Source organism: Stenotrophomonas sp. LMG 10879, from assembly GCF_002750935.1.
Taxonomy (GTDB): domain Bacteria; phylum Pseudomonadota; class Gammaproteobacteria; order Xanthomonadales; family Xanthomonadaceae; genus Stenotrophomonas; species Stenotrophomonas lactitubi_B.
Genome location: NZ_PEJT01000003.1, coordinates 24,254 through 48,688, shown reverse-complemented (window position 1 = coordinate 48,688; position 24,435 = coordinate 24,254). Strand labels below are relative to the sequence as shown.

Annotated in this window: 16 protein-coding genes and 4 tRNA genes; 1 reads left to right on the top strand and 19 read right to left on the bottom strand. The window is 63.5% G+C overall.

Annotation, left to right across the window (positions count from 1 at the left end; translation table 11 throughout):
* Positions 1-64: 64 nt before the first annotated feature.
* The 19 genes from tuf (CR919_RS05145) to CR919_RS05050 all read right to left on the bottom strand — a co-directional run bounded on the left by tuf (CR919_RS05145) (position 65) and on the right by CR919_RS05050 (position 21,366).
* Positions 65-1,255 (bottom strand): elongation factor Tu, encoded by a 1,191-nt coding sequence (tuf, locus tag CR919_RS05145; protein WP_089238985.1) that lies wholly within the window; start codon positions 1,253-1,255, stop codon positions 65-67.
* Between the two features lie 52 nt (positions 1,256-1,307).
* Positions 1,308-3,449: an elongation factor G gene (fusA, locus tag CR919_RS05140; protein ID WP_099819137.1), complete on the bottom strand. Its 2,142-nt coding sequence runs from the start codon at positions 3,447-3,449 to the stop codon at positions 1,308-1,310.
* Between the two features lie 138 nt (positions 3,450-3,587).
* Positions 3,588-4,055: a 30S ribosomal protein S7 gene (gene rpsG / locus CR919_RS05135; RefSeq protein ID WP_089238997.1), complete on the bottom strand. Its 468-nt coding sequence runs from the start codon at positions 4,053-4,055 to the stop codon at positions 3,588-3,590.
* A 12-nt stretch (positions 4,056-4,067) separates the two neighbouring features.
* Positions 4,068-4,442, bottom strand: a complete 375-nt coding sequence (gene rpsL / locus CR919_RS05130; protein WP_025879344.1) for a 30S ribosomal protein S12 — start codon at positions 4,440-4,442, stop codon at positions 4,068-4,070.
* Positions 4,443-4,836: 394 nt separating this feature from the next.
* Positions 4,837-9,078, bottom strand: a complete 4,242-nt coding sequence (gene rpoC, locus CR919_RS05125; protein WP_099819136.1) for a DNA-directed RNA polymerase subunit beta' — start codon at positions 9,076-9,078, stop codon at positions 4,837-4,839.
* 89 nt (positions 9,079-9,167) lie between these two features.
* Entirely contained in the window at positions 9,168-13,322 is a 4,155-nt protein-coding gene (gene rpoB, locus CR919_RS05120; RefSeq protein ID WP_099819135.1) for a DNA-directed RNA polymerase subunit beta, read from the bottom strand.
* A gap of 326 nt (positions 13,323-13,648) precedes the next feature.
* Positions 13,649-14,014 (bottom strand): 50S ribosomal protein L7/L12, encoded by a 366-nt coding sequence (rplL, locus tag CR919_RS05115; protein WP_025879347.1) that lies wholly within the window; start codon positions 14,012-14,014, stop codon positions 13,649-13,651.
* A 63-nt stretch (positions 14,015-14,077) separates the two neighbouring features.
* Positions 14,078-14,614, bottom strand: coding sequence for a 50S ribosomal protein L10 (gene rplJ / locus CR919_RS05110; protein ID WP_004145252.1), 537 nt, complete (start codon positions 14,612-14,614; stop codon positions 14,078-14,080).
* Positions 14,615-15,002: 388 nt separating this feature from the next.
* Positions 15,003-15,701 carry a 50S ribosomal protein L1 gene (rplA, locus tag CR919_RS05100; protein WP_089238989.1) on the bottom strand — a complete coding sequence of 233 codons (699 nt, stop codon included), beginning with the start codon at positions 15,699-15,701 and terminating at the stop codon, positions 15,003-15,005.
* A gap of 4 nt (positions 15,702-15,705) precedes the next feature.
* A complete protein-coding gene (gene rplK / locus CR919_RS05095) occupies positions 15,706-16,134 on the bottom strand; it encodes a 50S ribosomal protein L11 (protein WP_004145248.1) in 429 nt (142 codons plus the stop codon).
* Positions 16,135-16,330: 196 nt separating this feature from the next.
* The gene (gene nusG / locus CR919_RS05090) at positions 16,331-16,891 is read right to left on the bottom strand and encodes a transcription termination/antitermination protein NusG (RefSeq protein ID WP_025879350.1); all 561 of its coding nucleotides are present in this window, start codon (positions 16,889-16,891) and stop codon (positions 16,331-16,333) included.
* Positions 16,892-16,901: 10 nt separating this feature from the next.
* The gene (secE, locus tag CR919_RS05085) at positions 16,902-17,315 is read right to left on the bottom strand and encodes a preprotein translocase subunit SecE (RefSeq protein ID WP_099819134.1); all 414 of its coding nucleotides are present in this window, start codon (positions 17,313-17,315) and stop codon (positions 16,902-16,904) included.
* A gap of 48 nt (positions 17,316-17,363) precedes the next feature.
* A tRNA-Trp gene (locus CR919_RS05080) sits at positions 17,364-17,439 on the bottom strand.
* Positions 17,440-17,540: 101 nt separating this feature from the next.
* Positions 17,541-18,731 (bottom strand): elongation factor Tu, encoded by a 1,191-nt coding sequence (gene tuf, locus CR919_RS05075; protein WP_089238985.1) that lies wholly within the window; start codon positions 18,729-18,731, stop codon positions 17,541-17,543.
* A gap of 39 nt (positions 18,732-18,770) precedes the next feature.
* A tRNA-Thr gene (locus CR919_RS05070) sits at positions 18,771-18,846 on the bottom strand.
* Positions 18,847-18,894: 48 nt separating this feature from the next.
* Positions 18,895-18,968: transfer RNA gene (locus tag CR919_RS05065), tRNA-Gly, on the bottom strand.
* Between the two features lie 26 nt (positions 18,969-18,994).
* Positions 18,995-19,080 (bottom strand) — tRNA-Tyr (locus tag CR919_RS05060).
* A gap of 144 nt (positions 19,081-19,224) precedes the next feature.
* On the bottom strand, positions 19,225-20,235 hold the full coding sequence (locus CR919_RS05055; RefSeq protein WP_099819133.1) for an isoaspartyl peptidase/L-asparaginase: 1,011 nt from the start codon (positions 20,233-20,235) through the stop codon (positions 19,225-19,227).
* Between the two features lie 111 nt (positions 20,236-20,346).
* Positions 20,347-21,366: a cyanophycinase gene (locus CR919_RS05050; protein ID WP_099819383.1), complete on the bottom strand. Its 1,020-nt coding sequence runs from the start codon at positions 21,364-21,366 to the stop codon at positions 20,347-20,349.
* Between the two features lie 170 nt (positions 21,367-21,536).
* Here CR919_RS05050 and CR919_RS05045 point away from each other — a divergent pair, with 170 nt between their 5' ends.
* A complete protein-coding gene (locus CR919_RS05045) occupies positions 21,537-24,275 on the top strand; it encodes a TonB-dependent receptor (protein ID WP_099819132.1) in 2,739 nt (912 codons plus the stop codon).
* Positions 24,276-24,435: the final 160 nt, after the last annotated feature.

Genomic DNA, 24,435 nt, shown 5'->3' with positions numbered 1-24,435 from the left:
ACTTTCCCGTTTGATACGCCCCGATGCCCTACCCAGGCAACATCGGGGCGCAGAGTCTAACAGATTACTCGAGGATGGTGGCAACCACGCCAGCACCGACGGTACGGCCACCTTCGCGGATCGCGAAGCGCAGGCCGGCGTCCATGGCGACCGGGTTGATCAGGGTGACAACCATCTTGATGTTGTCGCCCGGCATCACCATCTCGACGCCTTCCGGCAGCTCGACCGCACCGGTGATGTCGGTGGTACGGAAGTAGAACTGCGGACGGTAGCCCTTGAAGAACGGGGTGTGACGGCCGCCTTCGTCCTTCGACAGCACGTAGACTTCGGCGTCGAACTTGGTGTGCGGCTTGATCGAACCCGGCTTGGCCAGAACCTGGCCACGCTCGACGTCGTCACGCTTGGTGCCGCGCAGCAGCAGACCGGCGTTGTCGCCTGCCTGACCCTGGTCCAGCAGCTTGCGGAACATTTCCACGCCGGTCACGGTGGTCTTCTGCACCGGACGGATGCCGACGATTTCGATTTCTTCGCCGACCTTGATCACGCCGCGCTCGATACGACCGGTCACCACGGTGCCGCGGCCCGAGATCGAGAACACGTCTTCGACCGGCATCAGGAATGCCTTGTCGACGTCACGCTCCGGGGTCGGGATCCAGGTGTCCAGCGCCTCGACCAGCTTGATGACGGCCGGCACGCCGATGTCGCTCTGGTCGCCTTCCAGCGCCAGACGGGCCGAACCCGAGATGATCGGGGTGTCGTCGCCCGGGAAGTCGTACTTGCTCAGCAGCTCGCGGACTTCCATTTCGACCAGTTCCAGCAGCTCGGCATCGTCAACCATGTCGGCCTTGTTCAGGAACACGACGATGTACGGCACGCCGACCTGACGCGACAGCAGGATGTGCTCGCGGGTCTGCGGCATCGGGCCGTCAGCGGCCGAGCACACCAGGATCGCGCCGTCCATCTGGGCAGCACCGGTGATCATGTTCTTGACGTAGTCAGCATGGCCCGGGCAATCGACGTGGGCGTAGTGACGAACGGTGGATTCGTATTCGACGTGCGCGGTCGAGATCGTGATGCCACGTGCCTTTTCTTCCGGCGCGGCGTCGATCGCGGAGTAATCCTTGAACTCGCCACCGAAGCGCTCGGCACCGATCTTGGTCAGTGCGGCGGTCAGCGTGGTCTTGCCGTGATCGACGTGACCGATGGTGCCGACGTTGACGTGCGGCTTGGTGCGCTCGAACTTACCCTTTGCCATTTCTTTCTACCTTATTGGTTCGTAAGTGGTTTGGAGGACCTGAGCGTTACGCTCAGGCCTTCTTCATGACTTCGTCGGCGATGTTGTTCGGCGCCGGCTCGTAGTGGTCAAATTCCATCGTGAAGGTGGCGCGGCCCTGGGTCTGCGAACGCAGCGAGGTCGCGTAGCCAAACATTTCGCCCAGCGGAATCATCGCGTTGATGATGCTGGCCGAACCGTCACCGGTGGTATCAGAACCCTGCAGAACGCCGCGACGACGGCTGACGTCGCCCATCACGTCACCCTGGTAATCCTCCGGGGTCACGATCTCGACCTTCATGATCGGCTCCAGCAGGACCGGCTTGGCCTTGCGGAAACCTTCCTTGAAGGCCATCGAGGAAGCGAGCTTGAACGCCATTTCCGAGGAGTCGACGTCGTGGTACGAGCCGAACACCAGCTTCACCTTGACGTCCACGACCGGGAAGCCAGCCAGCGGACCGCTGGTGATGGTTTCGCGCAGGCCCTTTTCGATCGACGGGATGAATTCCTTCGGAATCACGCCACCGGTGATGTCGTTGATGAACAGGAAGTCGTCCTTGATGCCGGCAGCGATCTTCGGATCTGCACGATCGGCCTCGGTGATCGGCGACAGCTCGATCACGACGTGACCGTACTGACCCTTACCACCGGACTGCTTGGCGTGCTTGTAGTCCGACTTCACGTCCGACATGGTGATCGTTTCGCGGTAGGCCACCTGCGGCTTGCCGACGTTGGCTTCAACGTTGAACTCGCGCTTCATGCGGTCAACGATGATGTCCAGGTGCAGCTCGCCCATGCCCGAGATGATGGTCTGGCCGGATTCTTCGTCGGTCTTGACGCGGAACGACGGATCTTCCTGCGCCAGACGACCCAGTGCCAGACCCATCTTTTCCTGGTCGGACTTGGTCTTCGGCTCGACAGCCATCGAGATGACCGGCTCCGGGAACACCATGCGCTCGAGGATGATCGGCTGATCCATGGAGCACAGGGTGTCACCCGTGGTGGTGTCCTTCAGGCCCACGGCGGCGGCGATGTCGCCGGCCAGAACTTCCTTGATTTCTTCGCGGTTGTTGGAGTGCATCTGCAGGATACGGCCGATGCGCTCCTTCTTGCCCTTCACCGAGTTCAGCAGCTGGTCGCCTGCATTCAGCGTGCCCGAGTAGACACGGAAGAAGGTCAGCGCGCCGACGAACGGATCGGTGATGATCTTGAAGGCCAGGGCCGAGAACGGAGCCTTGTCGTCAGACTTGCGGCTCATTTCCTTGGTTTCATCGTCAACGTCGGTACCGGTCACGTCCGGCACGTCGATCGGCGACGGCAGCAGCTGGATCACGCCGTCCAGCATGGCCTGCACGCCCTTGTTCTTGAACGCCGAGCCGCAGTACATCGGCACGATGTCGGTGGCCAGGGTGCGCACGCGCAGGGCTTCGATGATCTCGGCCTCGGTCAGCTCATCGCCGCCCAGGTACTTGTCCATCAGCTCTTCGCTGGCTTCGGCAGCCGCTTCGATCATGAAGGTACGGGCTTCGGTCGCTTCAGCGAGCAGCTCGGCCGGCACATCGCTGTACTCGAACTTCATGCCCTGCGAAGCCTCATCCCAATGGATGGCCTTCATCTTCAGCAGATCGACGACGCCCTTGAAGCCTTCCTCAGCGCCGATCGGCAGCTGCATCGGAACGGCCTTGGCGCCCAGCTTCGCCTTCAGCTGGCCAACGACCTTGCTGAAGTTGGCGCCGGTGCGGTCCATCTTGTTGACGAACGCGATGCGCGGCACCTTGTAACGGTTGGCCTGGCGCCACACGGTTTCCGACTGCGGCTGCACGCCACCGACGGCGCACAGCACGAAGACGGCACCGTCGAGCACGCGCAGCGAGCGCTCCACTTCGATGGTGAAGTCGACGTGCCCGGGGGTGTCGATGATGTTGAAGCGGTGCTCCGGCAGGGACTTGTCCATGCCCTTCCAGAACGCGGTGGTCGCAGCGGACTGGATCGTGATGCCACGCTCCTGCTCCTGCTCCATCCAGTCCATGGTGGCGGCGCCGTCATGCACTTCACCGATCTTGTGGCTCTTGCCGGTGTAGAACAGGATGCGCTCGGACGTGGTGGTCTTGCCGGCATCGATGTGAGCCATGATGCCGAAATTGCGGTAACGCTCGATGGGAGTGGAACGGGCCACGGGGAGCCTCTCAGATTTCTTGGATTTCGGATGGCCGAACGCCGCCTTTCGGCGGCCTTCGGATTGGCGCAGCCCTTCTGGGGCCGCGAGGCAGCACCGAGATGGTGCTGCCCTGCCTGTTTTACAAGGCCGTCAAACTCACCAGCGGTAGTGGGCGAATGCCTTATTGGCTTCGGCCATGCGGTGGGTTTCTTCGCGCTTCTTGATGGCGCCGCCACGGTTTTCCGCAGCGTCGATCAGTTCAGCGGCCAGCTTCTTCGGCATGGTGTTCTCACCACGCTTGCGCGCGGAGTCGATCAGCCAACGCATGGCCAGGGCCATCTTGCGCGAGGCGCGCACTTCGACCGGCACCTGATAGGTGGCACCACCGACACGGCGGGACTTGACTTCGACCGACGGAGCCACGTTTTCCAGAGCCTTCTGAACCAGCTCGACGGAATTCGGGTTCTTCTCACCGATCACGTCCATGGCGCCATAGACGATCTTTTCAGCGACCGACTTCTTGCCGCTCAGCATCACCATGTTGATGAAACGGGCGATGGTTTCGCTTCCGTGCTTCGGATCCGGCAGGACTGCGCGCTGCGGCGTATTACCTTTACGAGACATGTGTGCTTTCCCTTAGCTCTTCGGACGCTTGGCGCCGTACTTGGAACGGCCCTGGCGACGCTTGGCAACGCCGGAGGCGTCGAGCGAACCACGAACGGTGTGGTAACGCACACCCGGCAGATCCTTGACGCGACCGCCGCGGATCAGGACCACGGAGTGCTCCTGCAGGTTGTGGCCTTCACCGCCGATGTAGGAAATCACTTCTTCCTGGTTGGTCAGGCGAACCTTGGCAACCTTGCGAAGCGCCGAGTTCGGCTTCTTCGGAGTAGTGGTGTAAACGCGCGTGCAGACGCCACGGCGCTGGGGGCACTTTTCGAGAGCCGGCGAGGCGCTCTTATAAGTGGTTGCCTGCCGCGGCTTGCGGACAAGCTGATTGATCGTCGCCATCAGTATGTTCTTCTGAGAGAGGCCGAAAGAAACCGGCCATGAATGCGGATATGTGCGAGCAGGCGAAAAACCGGCCTGCTGAGACAGACGATTGTAGCAACCTGGCGAAAACGCGGTCAAATGCGCACACGCCAAGCCAGCCCTGATCCCGGGCCGTTACAGGGGAGCCTTCTCCATGCCCCCCGTTCAGGTTGTCGTCCGACCCATCGCTGGGCCGGGCGGCATCCTACCTCATCGAAAGCCAACAGACCAGCGGCCTGGGCCCTCGAGTGCAGATCCGGCCGGAACCGGTGCTACGTGATGCTTGTCCGGCACCAGGCCGGACCGTACGGCAGGGACCGACCGATGGCCGTCCCCTGCCCGATCGAGGTCCGGCCGGAGCCGGACCCGCCGATCAATCCTCGGCCTGCTCGGCGTCGGTCGATTCCACCACCACTTCCGGTGCTGCCACGGCCACCGGGGCTGCAGCTGCCGGGGTACCGGCGAGGGTCTGCATTTCCGAGTCGGTCAGCCCGCTCGCGTTGCGGCGGCGGTTGGCGTGGTAGGACAGACCGGTACCGGCCGGAATCAGACGGCCGACAATCACGTTCTCCTTCAGGCCGCGCAGGTTGTCCTTGGTGCCGCGGACGGCAGCCTCGGTCAGCACGCGGGTGGTCTCCTGGAAGGAGGCCGCCGAGATGAACGATTCGGTTGCCAGCGAGGCCTTGGTGATGCCCAGCAGGACCGGATCGAAACGTGCGATCAGCTCATTGCGGGTGGTCAGGCGTGCATTTTCCTCGATGACACGCTGACGCTCGACCTGTTCACCGTTCAGGAACTTGCTGCTGCCCTGATCGGTGATCTCGACCTTGCGCAGCATCTGGCGGGTGATCACCTCGATGTGCTTGTCGTTGATCTTCACGCCCTGCAGGCGGTACACGTCCTGGATTTCCTTGACCAGGTAGGCGGCCAGCGGCTCGACACCCAGCAGACGCAGGATGTCCTGCGGGCTCGGCTCGCCGTCGACGATGGTTTCGCCCTTGGTCACGTGCTCACCTTCGAACACGATGACCTGACGGTACTTCGGAATCAGCTCTTCGTGCTCCGAACCATCGGTGTCCTTGATGATCAGGCGCTGCTTGCCCTTGGTGTCCTTGCCGAAGCTGATGATGCCCGAACGCTCGGCCAGCACCGCCGGATCCTTCGGCTTGCGCGCTTCGAACAGATCGGCCACGCGCGGCAGACCACCGGTGATGTCGCGGGTCTTGGACGCTTCCTGCGGGATCTTGGCAACCACGTCACCCACGCCGACGGCAGCGCCGTCCTGCAGGTTGACGATCGAGCGCGGCGGCAGCAGGTACTGCGCCGGCAGGTCGGTGCCCGGAATCGACAGGTCGTTGCCCTTGCCATCGACGATGCGGACGATCGGGCGCAGATCCTTCGCCTGGGCGCCGCGGCGCTTCGGGTCGGTGATTTCGCGCGATGCCAGGCCGGTCAGCTCATCGGTCTTCTCGATGACGGTGATGCCGTCGACGAAGTCGATGAAGCGGATGAAACCAGCCACTTCCGAAACGATCGGGTGGTTATGCGGATCCCAGTTGGCCACGGTCTGGCCAGCCTTGACCGCATCACCGTCCTTGGAGGTGATGGTTGCGCCGTACGGCAGCTTGTAACGCTCACGCTCACGGCCGTGCGCATCGAGCACCGACATTTCGCCCGAGCGCGACACGGCGACCAGCGAGCCATTGGCATGGGCCACCGACTTGAGGTTGCTGAACTTGACCGAGCCGGTGGTCTTGACGGTGATGTTGTCGACCGCAGCAGCTCGCGATGCCGCACCACCGATGTGGAACGTACGCATCGTCAGCTGGGTACCCGGCTCACCGATGGACTGGGCGGCGATGACGCCGACCGCTTCACCGATGTTGACCAGGTGGCCACGGGCCAGATCGCGGCCGTAGCAGCGGCTGCAGACACCGAAGGCCGATTCGCAGGAGATCGTCGAGCGGACCTTGATGGTCTGCACGCTGGCCTCTTCAAGCTTGGCGACCCAGGCTTCGTCGAGCAGGGTGTTGCGGGTGACGATCGGATCTTCGTCGTTGCCCGGCAGGAACACGTCCTCGGCAACCACGCGACCCAGCACGCGATCCTTCAACGGTTCGACCACGTCGCCGCCTTCAACGATCGGGGTCATGATCAGGCCTTCGGTGGTACCGCAATCCACCTCGGTGATCACCACGTCCTGCGCCACGTCGACCAGACGACGGGTCAGGTAACCCGAGTTCGCGGTCTTCAGCGCGGTATCGGCCAGACCCTTACGGGCACCGTGGGTGGAGTTGAAGTACTCCTGCACGTTCAGGCCTTCGCGGAAGTTCGCCTTGATGGGCGTCTCGATGATCGAGCCATCGGGACGGGCCATCAGGCCACGCATGCCGGCCAGCTGACGGATCTGCGCCTGGCTGCCTCGCGCACCGGAGTCGGCCATGATGTACAGGGAGTTCATCGACTTCTGGTCGATGGTCTCGCCCTTGGCATTGATGACCTTCTCGGTACCGATGGTGTCCATCATCGCCTTGGCGATGCGCTCATTGGTGCGCGACCAGATGTCGACCACCTTGTTGTAGCGCTCGCCGGCGGTGACCAGGCCCGACTGGTACTGCTCCTGGATTTCCAGCACTTCGGCTTCAGCCTCGGTGAGGATGCCCTTCTTCTCGTCGGGGATCAGCATGTCGTCGATGCCGATCGAGACGCCGGCACGGGTCGCGTAGGCGAAGCCGGTGTACATCAGCTTGTCGGCGAACACGACCGTGTCCTTCAGGCCCAGCTGGCGGTAGCTGGAGTTGATCAGGCGGCTGATGTTCTTCTTGGTCAGCTCGGTGTTGGCCAGCGCGAACGGCAGGCCTTCCGGCAGGATTTCAGCCAGCAGGGCGCGACCGATCGTGGTCTCCACGATCGACGACTTGCTCTGCTTGTTGCCTTCCTCGTCGGTCACCACCTCGGTGATGCGGACCTTGACGCGCGCGTGCAGTTCCACCACGCGGTTGTCGTAGGCGCGCTTGACTTCGGCGATGTTGGCGAAGGCCATGCCCTCGCCCTTCTTGTTTTCCAGCGAGCGGGTCATGTAGTACAGACCCAGCACGACGTCCTGCGACGGCACGATGATCGGCTCGCCGTTGGCCGGCGACAGGATGTTGTTGGTGGACATCATCAGCGCACGCGCTTCCAGCTGGGCTTCCAGCGAGAGCGGCACGTGGACGGCCATCTGGTCACCGTCGAAGTCGGCGTTGAACGCGGTGCAGACCAGCGGGTGCAGCTGGATGGCCTTGCCTTCGATCAGGACCGGCTCGAAGGCCTGGATGCCCAGACGGTGCAGGGTCGGCGCACGGTTCAGCATCACCGGATGCTCGCGGATGACCTCTTCCAGGATGTCCCAGACTTCGGCTTCTTCGCGCTCGACCAGCTTCTTGGCGGCCTTGATGGTGGTGGCCAGGCCACGACGCTGCAGCTTGGCGAACACGAACGGCTTGAACAGTTCGAGTGCCATCTTCTTCGGCAGGCCGCACTGGTGCAGGCGCAGGTACGGACCGACCACGATGACCGAACGGCCCGAGTAGTCGACGCGCTTGCCGAGCAGGTTCTGACGGAAGCGACCCTGCTTGCCCTTGATCATGTCGGCCAGCGACTTCAGCGGGCGCTTGTTGGTGCCGGTGATGGCACGGCCGCGACGGCCGTTGTCCAGCAGCGCATCGACCGATTCCTGCAGCATGCGCTTTTCATTGCGCACGATGATGTCCGGCGCGCTCAGCTCGAGCAGGCGACGCAGGCGGTTGTTGCGGTTGATGACGCGGCGGTACAGGTCGTTCAGGTCGGAGGTCGCGAAGCGGCCACCGTCCAGCGGAACCAGCGGACGCAGGTCCGGCGGCAGCACCGGCAGGACGGTCATGACCATCCACTCCGGACGGTTGCCCGATTCCAGGAAGGCTTCGATCAGCTTGATGCGCTTGGTGAGGCGCTTCAGCTTGGTTTCCGAACCGGTGCTGGCGATTTCTTCGCGCAGGCGGGTCATTTCCGACTGCAGGTCGATGGTGCGCAGCAGTTCGTACACGGCCTCGGCGCCCATGGCGGCGTCGAAGTCGTCACCGTGCTCCTGGCGTGCCTGCAGGTACTGTTCTTCGGTCAGCAGCTGGCGGCGCTCCAGGGCGGTCAGGCCCGGCTCGGTCACCACGTAGGCTTCGAAGTACAGCACGCGCTCGATATCGCGCAGGGTCATGTCCAGCATCAGGCCGATGCGCGACGGCAGCGACTTCAGGAACCAGATGTGCGCGACCGGCGAAGCCAGGTCGATGTGGCCCATGCGCTCACGACGCACCTTGGCCAGGGTCACTTCGGTGCCGCACTTCTCGCAGACCACGCCGCGGTGCTTCATGCGCTTGTACTTGCCGCACAGGCACTCGTAGTCCTTGACCGGTCCGAAGATGGCGGCGCAGAACAGGCCGTCACGTTCCGGCTTGAAGGTACGGTAGTTGATGGTTTCCGGCTTCTTCACTTCGCCGAAGGACCACGAACGGATCAGGTCCGGCGAAGCCAGCGCGATCTTGATCGCGTCGAAGTCCAGCGTCTGGCGCTGCTGGTTGAAGAGGTTGAGCAGGTCTTTCATGGTGTTCTCCAGAAGGAGGAATGCTGTGTCGATGGGCTTTCAGTTGACTGCCAGCGGCGCGGCGGCGTTGACCGCCGCGCCGGCATGTATCAGTTGTCTTCCAGTTCCATGTTGATGGCCAGCGAGCGGATTTCCTTCACCAGGACGTTGAAGGATTCCGGCATGCCCGCGACCATCTCGTGCTCACCGTCGACGATGTTCTTGTACATCTGGTTGCGGCCCTGCACGTCATCGGACTTCACCGTCAGCATTTCCTGCAGGGTGTAGGCCGCGCCGTAGGCTTCCAGCGCCCAGACTTCCATTTCACCGAAGCGCTGGCCGCCGAACTGCGCCTTGCCGCCCAGCGGCTGCTGGGTGACGAGCGAGTACGGACCGGTCGAACGGGCGTGCATCTTGTCGTCGACCAGGTGGTTCAGCTTCAGGTAGTGCATGTAGCCCACGGTGGTGTGGCGATCGAAGGCTTCACCGGTGCGGCCGTCATACAGCTGGGTCTGGCCACTGCTCGGCAAATCGGCCAGTTCCAGCATGCGCTTGATTTCCGCTTCGGTGGCGCCGTCGAACACCGGCGTTGCCATCGGCACGCCGTCGAACAGGTTGCGGGCCAGACGCAGCAGTTCCTCGTCGCTGAACTGCGACAGGTCGACACGGTTGGCCACGTTGGTGTCATCGTGGTTGTAGATGTCGTCCAGGAACTTGCGCAGGTCGGCGACCGCCGCCTGGGCTTCCAGCATCGCCTGGATCTTGCGACCCAGCCCCTTGGCGGCCCAGCCCAGGTGCACTTCCAGGATCTGCCCGATGTTCATACGCGACGGCACGCCCAGCGGGTTCAGCACGATGTCCACGGTTTCGCCCGAGGCCATGTACGGCATGTCCTCGACCGGCACCACGTTGGACACCACACCCTTGTTGCCGTGGCGGCCTGCCATCTTGTCGCCTGGCTGGATGCGGCGCTTCACGGCCAGGAACACCTTGACCATCTTCAGCACGCCCGGGGCGAGGTCGTCGCCCGCGGTGATCTTGCCGCGCTTGTCGGCGAAGCGACGCTCGAATTCCTTCTCGTGCGCCTGGATCTGCTTCTGGGCGCGTTCGATGGCTTCGGCAGCGTCCTCGTCCTTCATGCGCAGCACGAACCAGTCGGCCTTCTTCAGGCCATCCAGGTAGGCGTCGGAGATGACGTCGCCCTTCTTCAGGCCGGCGCCGCCGTTGACCACCTTGCCGACGATCTGCGAACGCAGACGGGCGTAGATGGCCGCTTCCAGGATGCGGAACTGGTCGTCGAAGTCCTTCTTGACGCGCTTGATTTCAGATTCTTCGATCTGACGGGCGCGCTTGTCCTTCTCGATGCCATCGCGGGTGAAGACCTGCACGTCGATGACGGTGCCGTCCATGCCCGGCGGCACGCGCAGCGAGCTGTCCTTCACGTCCGAAGCCTTCTCACCGAAGATCGCGCGCAGCAGCTTCTCTTCCGGGGTCAGCTGGCTTTCGCCCTTCGGGGTGACCTTGCCGACCATGATGTCGCCGGCGCGGACTTCGGCACCGATGTACACCACGCCGCTCTCGTCCAGGCGGTTCAGCGCCTGCTCGGAAACGTTCGGGATGTCGGCGGAGATTTCCTCCGGCCCCAGCTTGGTATCACGCGCAACGCAGGTCAGCTCTTCGATGTGGATCGTGGTGTAGCGATCCTCTTCCACCACGCGCTCGGAGAGCAGGATGGAGTCTTCGAAGTTGTAGCCGTTCCACGGCATGAAGGCGATCAGCATGTTCTGGCCCAGGGCCAGTTCACCGATGTCGGTGGACGGACCATCGGCCAGCACGTCGCCACGCGCCACCACGTTGCCCACTTCCACCAGCGGACGCTGGTTGATGCAGGTGTTCTGGTTGGAGCGGGTGTACTTGATCAGGTTGTAGATGTCGACGCCGGCATCGGACGCATCGGTGATCTCGGCTTCGTTGACCTTGACCACGATGCGGGCGGCGTCGATCTGCACGATCTCACCACCACGACGGGCGTTCACGGTCACACCCGAGTCACGCGCCACGGCGCGCTCGATGCCGGTACCGACCAGCGGCTTCTGCGCACGCAGGGTCGGCACGGCCTGACGCTGCATGTTGGCGCCCATCAGTGCGCGGTTGGCGTCATCGTGCTCCAGGAACGGAACCAGCGCGGCCGCGATCGACACGGTCTGCATCGGCGAGACGTCCATGAAGTGGACTTCCGCCGGCGGCTTCAGCAGCGATTCGCCCTGGTAACGGCAGGGAACGAACTGCTCGGTCAGCACGCTGTTGGCGTCGGTCAGGGCGTTGGCCTGGGCGATGACGTACTCGTTTTCTTCGATGGCCGACAGGAACTCGACTTCGTCGAAGACCTTGCCGTCCACGACCTTGCGGTACGGGGTCTCGAGGAAACCGTACTGGTTGGTGCGGGCGTACACGGCCAGCGAGTTGATCAGGCCGATGTTCGGGCCTTCCGGGGTTTCGATGGTGCAGACGCGGCCGTAATGGGTCGGGTGCACGTCGCGCACTTCGAAGCCGGCGCGCTCACGGGTCAGGCCGCCCGGGCCCAGGGCCGAGACGCGACGCTTGTGCGTGACTTCCGACAGCGGGTTGTTCTGATCCATGAACTGCGACAGCTGCGAGGAGCCGAAGAATTCCTTGATCGCCGCAGCCACCGGCTTGGCGTTGATCAGCTCCTGCGGGGTCAGGCCTTCCGACTCTGCCATCGACAGGCGTTCCTTGACCGCGCGCTCGACGCGGACCAGGCCCACGCGGAACACGTTCTCGGCCATTTCACCGACCGAACGCACGCGACGGTTGCCCAGGTGATCGATGTCATCGACCACGCCACGACCATTGCGGATCTCGGTCAGGACCTTGATCACGTCCAGGATGTCCGAGCTGTCGCCGTGGGCGGCAACCAGGCGCTTGGACTCTTCGTCGTTGCGCTCGCCGTAGTACTTGCGGTCGTACAGCACGGCTTCGCCGGTGGTTTCCTTGCGGCCCACGCGACGGTTGAACTTCATGCGGCCGACGGCGGACAGGTCGTAGCGCTCGAAGGTGAAGAACAGGTTGTGGAACAGGTTCTGCGCGGCATCCTTGGTCGGCGGCTCGCCCGGACGCATCATGCGGTAGATCTCGACCAGGGCTTCCAGCTGGGTCTTGGTCGGATCGATGCGCAGGGTGTTGGACAGGTACGGGCCACGATCCAGGTCGTTCACCCACAGGGTGCCCACGGCATCGACGCCGGCCTTGCGGAAGTTCTGCAGCTGCTCGTCGGTGATTTCGTCGTTGGCCTGGGCCAGCAGTTCACCGGTCGAGGCATCGACCACGTCGTGCGACAGGATGCGGCCGACGATGTAGTCGTCCGGCACGGCCAGGGCGGCGATGCCCGAGGCTTCCAGCTGCTTGATGTGACGCGCGGTGATGCGCTTGCCGGCTTCCACGATGACCTTGTCGCCATCGGCGAGGTCGAAGCCCAGGGTTTCGCCGCGCAGGCGCTCCGGCACCAGCTCCAGCTGGACGCCTTCATCCGGGTTGATGTGGAAGGTGTTGATCTCGAAGAACTCGGCCAGCATCTCTTCGTTGCTGTAGCCAAGCGCACGCAGCAGGATCGACACCGGCAGCTTGCGGCGACGGTCGATACGGGTGAACAGCGCGTCCTTCGGGTCGAACTCGAAGTCCAGCCAGGAGCCGCGGTAAGGAATGATGCGGGCGCTGTACAGCAGCTTGCCCGAGCTGTGGGTCTTGCCACGGTCGTGGTCGAAGAACACGCCCGGCGAGCGGTGCAGCTGCGAGACGATGACGTGCTCGGTGCCGTTGACGATGAAGGTGCCGTTGTCGGTCATCAACGGGATTTCGCCGAGGTAGACCTCCTGCTCCTTCACGTACTTGATGGCCTTGGTCGACGACTCGCGGTCGTAGATCACCAGGCGCACGGTCACGCGCAGCGGCGCACCGTAGCTCATGCCACGCTGACGGCACTCACGCTCGTCGAAGACCGGATCGCCCAGCTTGTAGCCGACGTATTCCAGGGCAGCATTGCCGCTGTAGCTGGCGATCGGGAAGACCGACTTCAGTGCAGCGTGCAGGCCGTGGTCCGTGCGCTTGGCCGGATCGACGTTTTCCTGCAGGAATTCACGGTAGGAATCCACCTGGATGGCGAGCAGGAACGGCACTTCGAGAATCGAACGCTGCTTGCCGAAATCCTTGCGGATACGCTTTTTTTCGGTGAACGAATAGGACGTCATGAGGTCTTCCACCTTGTTGTGCGAGTCGTGCGCCCACGACCCGAAGGGAACTTGAAATTGTCAGTTGGAAGTCGCTGGTATTGCCGGCACCAGCACGCCTTCTCCCGCTACTTCCAACTGCCAACTCGTCTGCATCCACTCCCCTGCCGTCGCGCGTTGCGCTGGCCGACCAGGGTTTGACCGCAGCCCGTGTTGGGCTTTTTGCCGCTTTTCACATCCACGCATGGCGCGGATCTACAACACCGCAACAACGACCAAAGGCCGGGGGCTTACGCCCCCAGCCTTGGCTGCATCGCCGGATTTCGATGGCGACGCAAAGGAAGTGCTTACTTGACTTCGACAGTCGCGCCAGCAGCTTCCAGGTCCTTCTTCATCTTCTCGGCTTCGTCCTTCGAAGCGTTGTCCTTCAGGACGCCGCCGGCTTCGGCCAGGTCCTTCGCTTCCTTCAGGCCCAGGCCGGTGATGGCGCGGACGGCCTTGATGACTTCGACCTTCTTGTCGCCAGCGGTCTTCAGGGTGACGACGAATTCGGTCTGCTCTTCAACGACGGCAGCCGGGCCAGCCACAGCAGCGGCGACCGGAGCAGCAGCGGAGACGCCGAACTTCTCTTCGATGGCCTTGACCAGCTCCATCACTTCCATCAGGGACTTCTCGGCGATGGCGTCGACGATCTGTTCGTTGGTAAGGGACATGATAATTACCTTTGGATGTTTTTCTGGATTGAGGTTCCGTCAGGAACCACGATTAGTCGAAACTCAGGCGGTCTCGGCGGCCGGTTCAGCAGCGTCGGCGGCGACGTCGCCACCATTCTGCTTGTCGCCGATTGCCTTGATGGCGCGGGCGAACATCGTGACCGGCTCGGTCAGGACGCGTGCCAGCATTGCCAGGGCCTGGTCGCGGGTCGGCAGCGAGGCCAACACGTCGACGTGGCTTGCCGGGAACACTTCACCACCGATTGCGACGACCTTGGCCTTCAGCTTGTCGTTGCCCTTGGCGGCTTCCTTGATCAGGCGACCGGCAGCACCGGGCTCCTCGAGCGAGAACGCGTACAGCAGCGGACCAACCATCTGGTCCTGTGCGACTGCGAACTCGGTGCCTTCAACAGCACGCGACGCCAGGGTGTTCTTGACAACTTTCAAGAAAACGCCGGTTTCACGAGCCTGCTTGCGCATCGCGGTCATCTGGGCGACCGTGGTGCCAGCGTATTCGGCTGCGATCAAGGAGTGGGCCTTGGCGGCGATGTCTGCCAGCTCCGCGACTACTTCTTGCTTCTGGGACAGATTGAGAGCCATTGCACTCCTCCGATTGAACTCCGCTTACGGCTCCTGCCGTGTGCGGTCCTGTGCGGCATCCGTCCTGGACGCCGGGAACATCGGAATGATGTTCCGGGGGGTGGGCCGTTCTAGACCTGGAGTGGGCCAACCTGGGTAACCCCAGACGTGCGTGAACCAGAAAAACTCCAGAAGGGCACCATCTACGCAGGGTGATTCCGAGGAATCGATTAAGCGTTCGTGGCTGCTCCGGCGGCGACTCCCTGCCAAATCGAGCTTCCTTGCCCGTCGCCGGCATACCACGACCGCACCTGCGGTCTTTGACGGCTACCACCGGCGATGGGTTGCCGGCGATGCCTTCAAATGTCACGGCCGCGGGACCCGAGGGACCCGCGATCGCTTGAAACGATTACTTCAGGCTCAGCGACGACTGGTCGACGGTGACGCCCGGGCCCATCGTCGAGCTGACCGACACCTTCTGCAGGTACAGGCCCTTCGAGGTGGCCGGCTTGGCCTTGATCAGGTCCAGCAGCAGCGCGGTCAGGTTCGACTTCAGCGCGTCTTCGGCGAAGTCGGCCTTGCCGATGGTGCAGTGGATGATGCCGGCCTTGTCGGTGCGGTAACGCACCTGACCCGACTTGGCATTCTTCACAGCCTCACCCGGGTTCGGGGAGACGGTGCCGACCTTCGGGTTCGGCATCAGGCCGCGCGGGCCCAGCACGGTACCCAGCTTGCCGACGACGCGCATTGCGTCCGGGGTCGCGATCACGACGTCGTAGTTCAGATCGCCGGCCTGCATCTTCTCGGCCAGGTCGTCCATACCGACGGCTTCGGCACCAGCGGCCAGGGCTTCATCAGCCTTGGCACCGGCCGGAGCGAAGACAGCGACGCGGACCGACTTGCCGGTACCTGCCGGCAGCACGGTGGAGCCACGGACCTGCTGGTCGGACTTCTTCGCGTCGACGCCCAGGCGCACAGCAACGTCGATCGACTCGACGAACTTGGCCTTGGTGGCGGTCTTCAGGATGTTGATTGCGTCCTCGAAGGCATACGCCTTACCCGGGACAACGGCGGCCTTGATGGCCTTTTCGCGCTTGTTCTGTGCCATCTGATTAACCCTCCACCACGAGGCCCATGGAACGGGCAGAGCCAGCGATGGTACGCACGGCGGCGTCCAGGTCGGCGGCAGTCAGATCCGGTTCCTTCGCCTTGGCGATCTCTTCCAGCTGCTTACGGGTGACCTTGCCGACCTTCTCGGTGTTCGGGCGCTTGGAGCCCGACGAGATGCCAGCGGCCTTCTTCAGCAGGGTGGTGGCCGGGGTGCTCTTGGTGATGAAGGTGAACGTACGGTCCGAATAGGCCGTGATGATCACCGGAACCGGCAGACCCGGCTCGAGCTTCTGCGTGGCGGCATTGAAGGCCTTGCAGAATTCCATGATGTTCAGGCCGCGCTGACCCAGCGCAGGACCGACCGGCGGCGAGGGGTTGGCCTGACCGGCCTTCACCTGCAGCTTGATATAACCGACAACTTTCTTTGCCATGTGAGTACTCTCCGGGTGCTAGCGCCTTGCGACAACAGGCTCCCCATCGGACCGGGAATCACGCGTCCCGGCATCGCGTTTTGAAATCATGCCGAAGGCCACCTTTCGGTGGCCTCGTCCCGCCAGCTTCCCAACGGGAGCCGCGCAGCATATCAGGTTTTTTCTTCACATGCCTGAAGCGGCAGGTGAATTCAGATCAGACGGCCTTTTCGACCTGGCCGAACTCGAGCTCGACCGGGGTAGCGCGACCGAAGATCAACACGGAGACGCGCAGACGGCTCTTCTCGTAGTTGACCTCTTCGACGACACCATTGAAGTCGTTGAACGGACCTTCGGTGACGCGGACCATCTGGCCCGGCTCGAACAGCACCTTCGGACGCGGCTTCTCGACGCCTTCCTGGACACGGTTCAGGATCGCCTCGGCCTCGGAATCAGCGATCGGCAACGGACGATCAGCGGTTCCACCGATGAAGCCCATGACGCGCGGGGTTTCCTTGACCAGATGCCAGCTTTCGTTGTCGATGCGCGGAATGCCTGCTTCTTCGTGGGTCTCGATCTGGACCAGCACGTAACCCGGGAAGAACTTGCGCTCGGAACGGCGCTTCTGGCCGGCGCGCATTTCGATCACTTCCTCGGTCGGAACCAGGACGTCGCCGAAGCGCTCTTCCATGCCGTCACGGACGATGCGATCGCGCAGAGCCTGCGCCACCGACTTCTCGAAGCCCGAATAGGCGTGAACGACGTACCAACGCTTCATGCATTTCTCCTTAGCGGCTCAGGAACCACTGAGTCAGTTTCTGGATGAAGAAGTCGAACCCGCCCAGCAGCAAGCTGAGGATCAGGACGACGACAATCACCACCCAGGTCATGCGAATGGCTTCCTGGCGGGTCGGCCAAACCACTTTACGCAGTTCGAAACGCGACTCGGAGAGGAATTCGCGGGTGTCGCGCCCCTTGCCGGTCAGCATGAACACGCCGATACCGCCAACCAGGCCGACCACGACCGCCAACGCACGCAGCTGACCCGCCCACGAGCCCAGCTGGGCAGCGCGACCGGAATCGGCGGAGAACCAGAACCAGACGAACAGACCTGCCAGCACCAGCAACGATGCGAGGACGTACTTGACGATATCCCCGCCTTGCGCGGAGGTGTCCTTGGAATGTTCGATCTTGCTATTCATCAGGCTGTGTCTGCTTTAGCGGCAGGGCCGCTCGGTAAGGTGGGCAGATGGCACGCCAGGAGGGACTCGAACCCCCAACCTGCGGTTTTGGAGACCGCTGCTCTGCCAATTGAGCTACTGGCGTACGTAGAAAACTTGCCTTCCCTTAGACGGCGAAGGCGGACCGAGGTTCCCGGCCCGCCACTCGCCAGACCGGCAGCGCTATGCGACCGCCGGCATGCAGGCTTACTCGAGGATGGTGGCAACCACGCCAGCACCGACGGTACGGCCACCTTCGCGGATTGCGAAGCGCAGGCCGGCGTCCATGGCGACCGGGTTGATCAGGGTGACAACCATCTTGATGTTGTCGCCCGGCATCACCATCTCGACGCCTTCCGGCAGCTCGACCGCACCGGTGATGTCGGTGGTACGGAAGTAGAACTGCGGACGGTAGCCCTTGAAGAACGGGGTGTGACGGCCGCCTTCGTCCTTCGACAGCACGTAGACTTCGGCGTCGAACTTGGTGTGCGGCTTGATCGAACCCGGCTTTGCCAGAACCTGGCCACGCTCGACGTCGTCACGCTTGGTGCCGCGCAGCAGCAGACCGGCATTGTCGCCTGCCTGACCCTGGTCCAGCAGCTTGCGGAACATTTCCACGCCGGTCACGGTGGTCTTCTGCACCGGACGGATGCCGACGATTTCGATTTCTTCGCCGACCTTGATCACGCCGCGCTCGATACGACCGGTGACCACGGTGCCGCGGCCCGAGATCGAGAACACGTCTTCGACCGGCATCAGGAATGCCTTGTCGACGTCACGCTCCGGGGTCGGGATCCAGGTGTCCAGCGCCTCGACCAGCTTGATGACGGCCGGCACGCCGATGTCGCTCTGGTCGCCTTCCAGCGCCAGACGGGCCGAACCCGAGATGATCGGGGTGTCGTCGCCCGGGAAGTCGTACTTGCTCAGCAGCTCGCGGACTTCCATTTCGACCAGTTCCAGCAGCTCGGCATCGTCAACCATGTCGGCCTTGTTCAGGAACACGACGATGTACGGCACGCCGACCTGACGCGACAGCAGGATGTGCTCGCGGGTCTGCGGCATCGGCCCGTCAGCGGCCGAGCACACCAGGATCGCGCCGTCCATCTGGGCAGCACCGGTGATCATGTTCTTGACGTAGTCAGCATGGCCCGGGCAATCGACGTGGGCGTAGTGACGAACGGTGGATTCGTATTCGACGTGCGCGGTCGAGATCGTGATGCCACGTGCCTTTTCTTCCGGCGCGGCGTCGATCGCGGAGTAATCCTTGAACTCGCCACCAAAGCGCTCGGCACCGATCTTGGTCAGTGCGGCGGTCAGCGTGGTCTTGCCGTGGTCGACGTGACCGATGGTGCCGACGTTGACGTGCGGCTTGGTGCGCTCGAACTTACCCTTGGCCATGGCTGCTTATCTCGAATTCGTCTGGTGTGGTGCTGAAGATGGTGCTCACAAAAGGAATCGAACCTTCGACCTCTTCCTTACCAAGGAAGTGCTCTACCGACTGAGCTATGTGAGCGAGTTTTGCATTATGGCATGAACTCGATAATATTCAAAGTTCACTCAATGGAGCGGGAGACGGGGATCGAACCCGCACCATCAGCTTGGAAGGCTGAGGTTCTACCATTGAACTACTCCCGCACCGGGAATGTGCCACAACGTGAAGCTGGTGGAGGGAGGTGGATTCGAACCACCGAAGGCGTAAGCCAGCAGATTTACAGTCTGCCCCCGTTGGCCGCTTGGGTATCCCTCCTTTTACCACCCCGTCCCGTGCCGCCGAAGCGTTGCGGTGTGTGGTGGTGAGCCCGCAATTCTGGAGATGAAGCGGGGGTCTGTCAACGCTTTTTTTCACTTTTTTTCACACGCGTCGCAAACCCCTTGATACGCAAGGGTCTGCTCAGGGCAGTGCGATTGTCTCGTCGGCAAAGATGGCCACGTGGGCAACGCCATCGGCCCCGATCCAGCCCCGATACATGCCCTGGGTGTTGAACGGCGCTGCGGCTTTTCCGTCTGCGGAGAGCACGATTGCGCCGCCGTCGCCGCCCATCTGCGGAATCGCGTCGTTGATCACGCCCTTGCCCGCCTGTTCCGGCGATTGACCGAGGTAACGCATGCGCGCGCAGATCTCATGGGCGGCGGCGGTGCGGATGTAGTACTCGCCCCAACCGGTACCCGATACCGCACAACGCGCATCGGCCCAGGTGCCGGCACCGATGATCGGCGAGTCGCCGACACGGCCATAGCGCTTGTTGGTCATGCCGCCGGTGGAAGTGCCCGCAGCAAGATGGCCCTGCGCATCCAGGGCGACCGCACCGACCGTGCCGAAGTGCTTTGCGGTTTCCAGGTCGGCATGCGCCTGCCCGCTCGCTTCTTCCTTCAATGCACGCTGCAGCTGCTGCCAGCGCTTGTCGGTGCGGAAGTAGGAGGGGTCGACCAGGGTCACGCCCTGCTCGGTGGCGAAGGCTTCGGCGCCCTGCCCCACCATCATCACGTGCCTGGACTTCTGCATCACCGTCTGCGCGAGCAGGATCGGGTTGCGCACGCGCTGCACGCCGGCCACTGCGCCGGCTGCCTGGGTGGCCCCGTCCATCACCGCCGCGTCCAGTTCATTGCGGCCTTCGTGGGTGAACACCGCGCCCTTGCCCGCGTTGAAGGTCGGATCATCCTCGAGCACGGTGATGGCCGCGGTGACCGCCGCCAATGCCGGACGCCCGGCTGCCAGTTCGGCATGGCCCTTCAGCAATGCCGCCTTCAGCGCAGCGCGCGCGGCCTGTTCTTCCGCCGCGGAGAGATCCTTGCGCTCCACGCCGGCACCGCCGTGGATGACCAGCAGCGGTGATGCGGAGGGTGCGGCCTGGGCCAGCAGTGGCAGGGACAACAGCGCGGACAGCGCCAGGCGCAGTTTCATGGAAGCAGATCTCCAGCAGGAAAGGGATTGGATTGCACGGTAGCGCCGGGCCATGCGCGGTGGAAGGCACCGCGCGGCGGCATCCGCCGGGCATGGCCCGGCGCTACCGGATCATTGGCGGACGACTTCAATCTCGCCGTCGCTGATGTCAGCCAAGGCCTGGTAGGCCGCGTCGGCCTGCAGGTCGTCCAGGCGCATGCGACTGCCGCTGGCAACCACGGTGACCGGCACCGCGTGGAAGCGCAGGGGTTCACCTTCCACCAGCCGGTCGGCATCGCGTCCGGGGCTGACCACCCAGACCTTGCCTTCGCCGTCGGCGCTGTAGACCTGGGCCTGGCCGTCAGGCTCCACGCACAGGGCCGTATCTTCGTCGACGCCGATGCCGACCATGTCCGGGTCACCACTGTCATGCGCGGCGCGGGCCACGAACACGATCAGGCGGCCGAGACGGTCGCGCTTGTCGAAGTGGGTGTCGGTGACCACCCGCTGCAGATAGGGCAGCTGCAGGAAGCCGCGATCCAGAGTGACGGCCTCGCCCATCGGGTCGGCCATGGCGCTGGCCGAATCGATGCTGCCGCCATCCAGCGCGCCATAGGCGTAGCCGCCGAGGATGGCCAGGCCGGCGCTGGTACCGGCAATCGGCTTGCCGGCGCGTACGTGGGCATTCAGTGCGCGGTTGAGCGCAGTGCCCTTCCAGAAGCGGATGTAGCGGGACTGATCGCCGCCGGCGATGAAGATCGCATCGGCCGCAGCCACGACCCGCAGCACGGCCGGGTCGTCGGCGCCGCGGCGGCTGTCGAACACCAGGGTCTGCACGGCGGTGGTGCCGCCGATCTCGCGGTACAGGCGGTCCTGCAGCTCATCGGTGCCGGAGGCGCGCAGGATCAGCACGCGACCATTGCCGGCCTGGCGCAGCCACCACTGGAAGGCCTCGGGGACCCATTCGCCGCCGCCCATCAGCATCATCGCGGGGGCGCGCGGACCGGGCCGCGGCGCATCCAGATCACCCACTTCGTAGTAGGCGAAGCCCGGCTCCATCAGCTCCTGTGCAGCTGCTGGCGAGGACCAGCAGAGCACCGACAGCAGCAAGGCGATGAGCGGGCCACGCAGCCCGTAGCGAAGGCGTCGCATCTTGATCTCCCTGAACAAAAACGACCTGCAACCGTTTTCACTCTTTGCCAGACATATCCCCAGTAGTCAAGGACATAAAAAAGGCGTTAAATGCGCGCGCCCATTCCTGAAATGTGAATGGGGGACAGGGCCCCTCCTCTGTGGGCCGGCATTACTTCCGAGAATTTCTCATGCGTAGACAGGCGATGGCGTGGTCGATCCAGCTGGCGTTGATGGGCGTTGCTGCTTCGGCGGCAGCACAGACTCCCGCTTCCTCTTCGGTACAACAGCTGGATGCGGTGCAGGTGACCGGCTCGCGCATCCCGCGCGCCCAGGTGGAAGGACCGGCGCCGATCACTGTCATCAACGCAGAGCAGATCCGCTCCAGCGGCTTCACCACCGTACCGGACGTGCTGCGCGCGATGACCCAGAACGGCGGTGAGACGCAGAGCCAGCAGTCCTCCGGCGGCGCCGACTTCTCGCCGGGCGCGCAGCAGGTCGACCTGCGTGGGCTGGGGCCGAACCACACCCTGGTGCTGGTCAACGGCCGCCGCATCGCCGACTTCCCGATGCCGTTCAAGGGCCGCAGCAACTTCACCGATGTGTCCAACATTCCGCTGGGCATGATCGACCGCATTGAAGTGCTGACCGGCAGCGCGTCGGCGATCTACGGCTCGGATGCGATCGCCGGCGTGGTCAATTTCATCCTGAAGAAGAAGGCCGATGGCACCACCATCGACATGCGCATGGGCACCACCACCGAAGGCGGTGGTGAGTCGTTCGACATGAGCCTGGCCAGCGGCTTCAGCAGTGGCAACTTCAACGCGGTATACAGCGTCGAACTGCAGTCGCAGACGCCGCTGTGGGCCTACGACCGCGACATCCAGGACTCGACCCAGGACGGCCCGACCGAAGGCGCGCGCATCGCCCGTCGCTCCTATCTGCGCACCGATTACAACGATGACTACCTGGACCCGGGCGCGGCGACCTGCGAGGCGCTGGCCGGGCAGAACCAGGGCAGCACCTACCGCGCCTTCCGCCCCCGCTACGGCTACTACTGCGGCAGCGACAGCGCGATCGGTTACGGCACGATCCTCAGCAAGCGCCGCGGCGCCAACGGCTATGCCTCGCTCAGCTACGACTTCGACAACGGCCAGCAGTGGTTCGCCGACGTGCAGCTGGGCTACCACACGATGTCGCTGATGCGCGATGTCACCAAGTGGGGCCGCATGGCCGCCGACGGCGACGAGTCGGGCTACTTCAACAATGAAGCGACCGGCGAGATCGAGTTCTGGCAGCGCCAGTTCTCGCCCGAGGAAATGGGCGGGCTGGACAATGCGATGGTACGCAGCACGCAGAAGACCTTCAGCGTGACCACCGGCTTCAAGGGCAACCTGACCGGCAGCTGGGACTACGAAGCGGCATTGAGCCATTCGCAGTACCAGTCGCGGATCAGCTGGGCGCAGATCATCGCGTCCAAGGCCAACGACCTGTTCCTGGGCCCGCAGCTGGGCGAGGACGATGACGGCTTCCCGATCTACAACGCCGATCCGTCGCGCCTGTACCGGCCGCTGACCCGTGCCGAGTACGATTCGATCGCCGCACGCACCACCTATACGCCGAAGTCGCGCACCGAGACAGCGGCGTTGACGCTGACCAATGGTTCGCTGTTCACCCTGCCCGGTGGCGATGCCGGCTTTGCCGCGACGGTGGAGGTGGGCCAGCAGGCCTATGCACTCAACCCGGACCCGCTGGCGACCGGCTATTACTACTACAGCTGGAAGGATTCGGACGGCAAGGGCTCGCGCAACCGCTGGGCGACTGCTGCCGAGCTGCGCATGCCGCTGCATGAAACGGTCAACCTGAGCGTTGCCGGCCGTTACGACCAGTACCGCTATTCGGGCCACACCATCGGCAAGGCCACCTGGAGCGGTGGCCTGGAATGGCGTCCGATCGACACGCTGCTGGTGCGCGGTTCGTACGGCACCGCGTTCCGCGCGCCGGACCTGCATTATGTCTTCGCCGGCCCGGGCAACGACGAGACCAGCGCGGAAGATCTGTACAACTGCCGCGCCGATGCCGCCGATGACTGCGCTGATTACGAGCGCAACGTGATCCGCAGCCGCAGTGGCAACCGCGAGCTGGAGCCGGAAACCAGCACCTCCTGGAGCGCTGGCTTCGTGTGGTCGCCGGCTATCGGCCTGGACCTGTCGGCCGACTGGTTCAACATCGACATGCGCGACCAGGTGCAGGACATGGACGTACGCACGATCCTGGCCAACGAGGCGAACTGCCGGCTGGGCAGCGCCGACCCCGCCTCGCCGACCTGCGTGGACGCCCTGGCCCGCATCACCCGCACTGCCGATGGCCGTCTGTACGGCGTGCATGTGAACCCGATCAACGTTGCGCGCGAGTCCACCTCCGGCATCGACGTCGGCCTGCGTTACCGCCTGCAGACCGGCATCGGCGACTTCATCTTCAATGGCACCCACACCTGGGTGAAGAAGCATGACTTCCAGCGTTATGCCGGTGATGTGACCCAGGACCAGTTCGCGATCAACAGCGGTTTCGATATTCCCCGCACCAAGACCAGTGTCAGCGTGACCTGGGAGAAGGATGCCTGGTCTGCCACCGTGTACGGCTCGCGCCTGGGCAAGCTGCCGACCTCGGACAGCTACGACCAGGTGTTCGATGAGGAAAGCGGCGACAGCCCGTGGATCAAGGCGACCTACCGCTACAACGCTTCGCTGCAGTACCGCTTCGACGATCACTCGCGGTTGTCGCTGTCGGTGGTCAATGTGTTCAACAAGATGCCGCCGAAGGACAGGACCTACACCGCGTACCCGTACTACGACGTGTCCTGGTTCGACAGCGTCGGCCGCACCATCAACCTGCAGTACACGCACAGGTTCGGCGGCAGCGCGCTGTAAAGGCGCCCCTGCTGGCTGCACGCCTCGGACCCCCGCTTCGGCGGGGGTCTTTTTTTGAGCGCCGGCCCAGCGCCAGCCTGAACGGTTCCCCGCCGGTGGTCTCCTGCACGGGATGCAGGCCGCTTTTTAGGACATGGCTGATTCCGGGCGGGTGACCGTC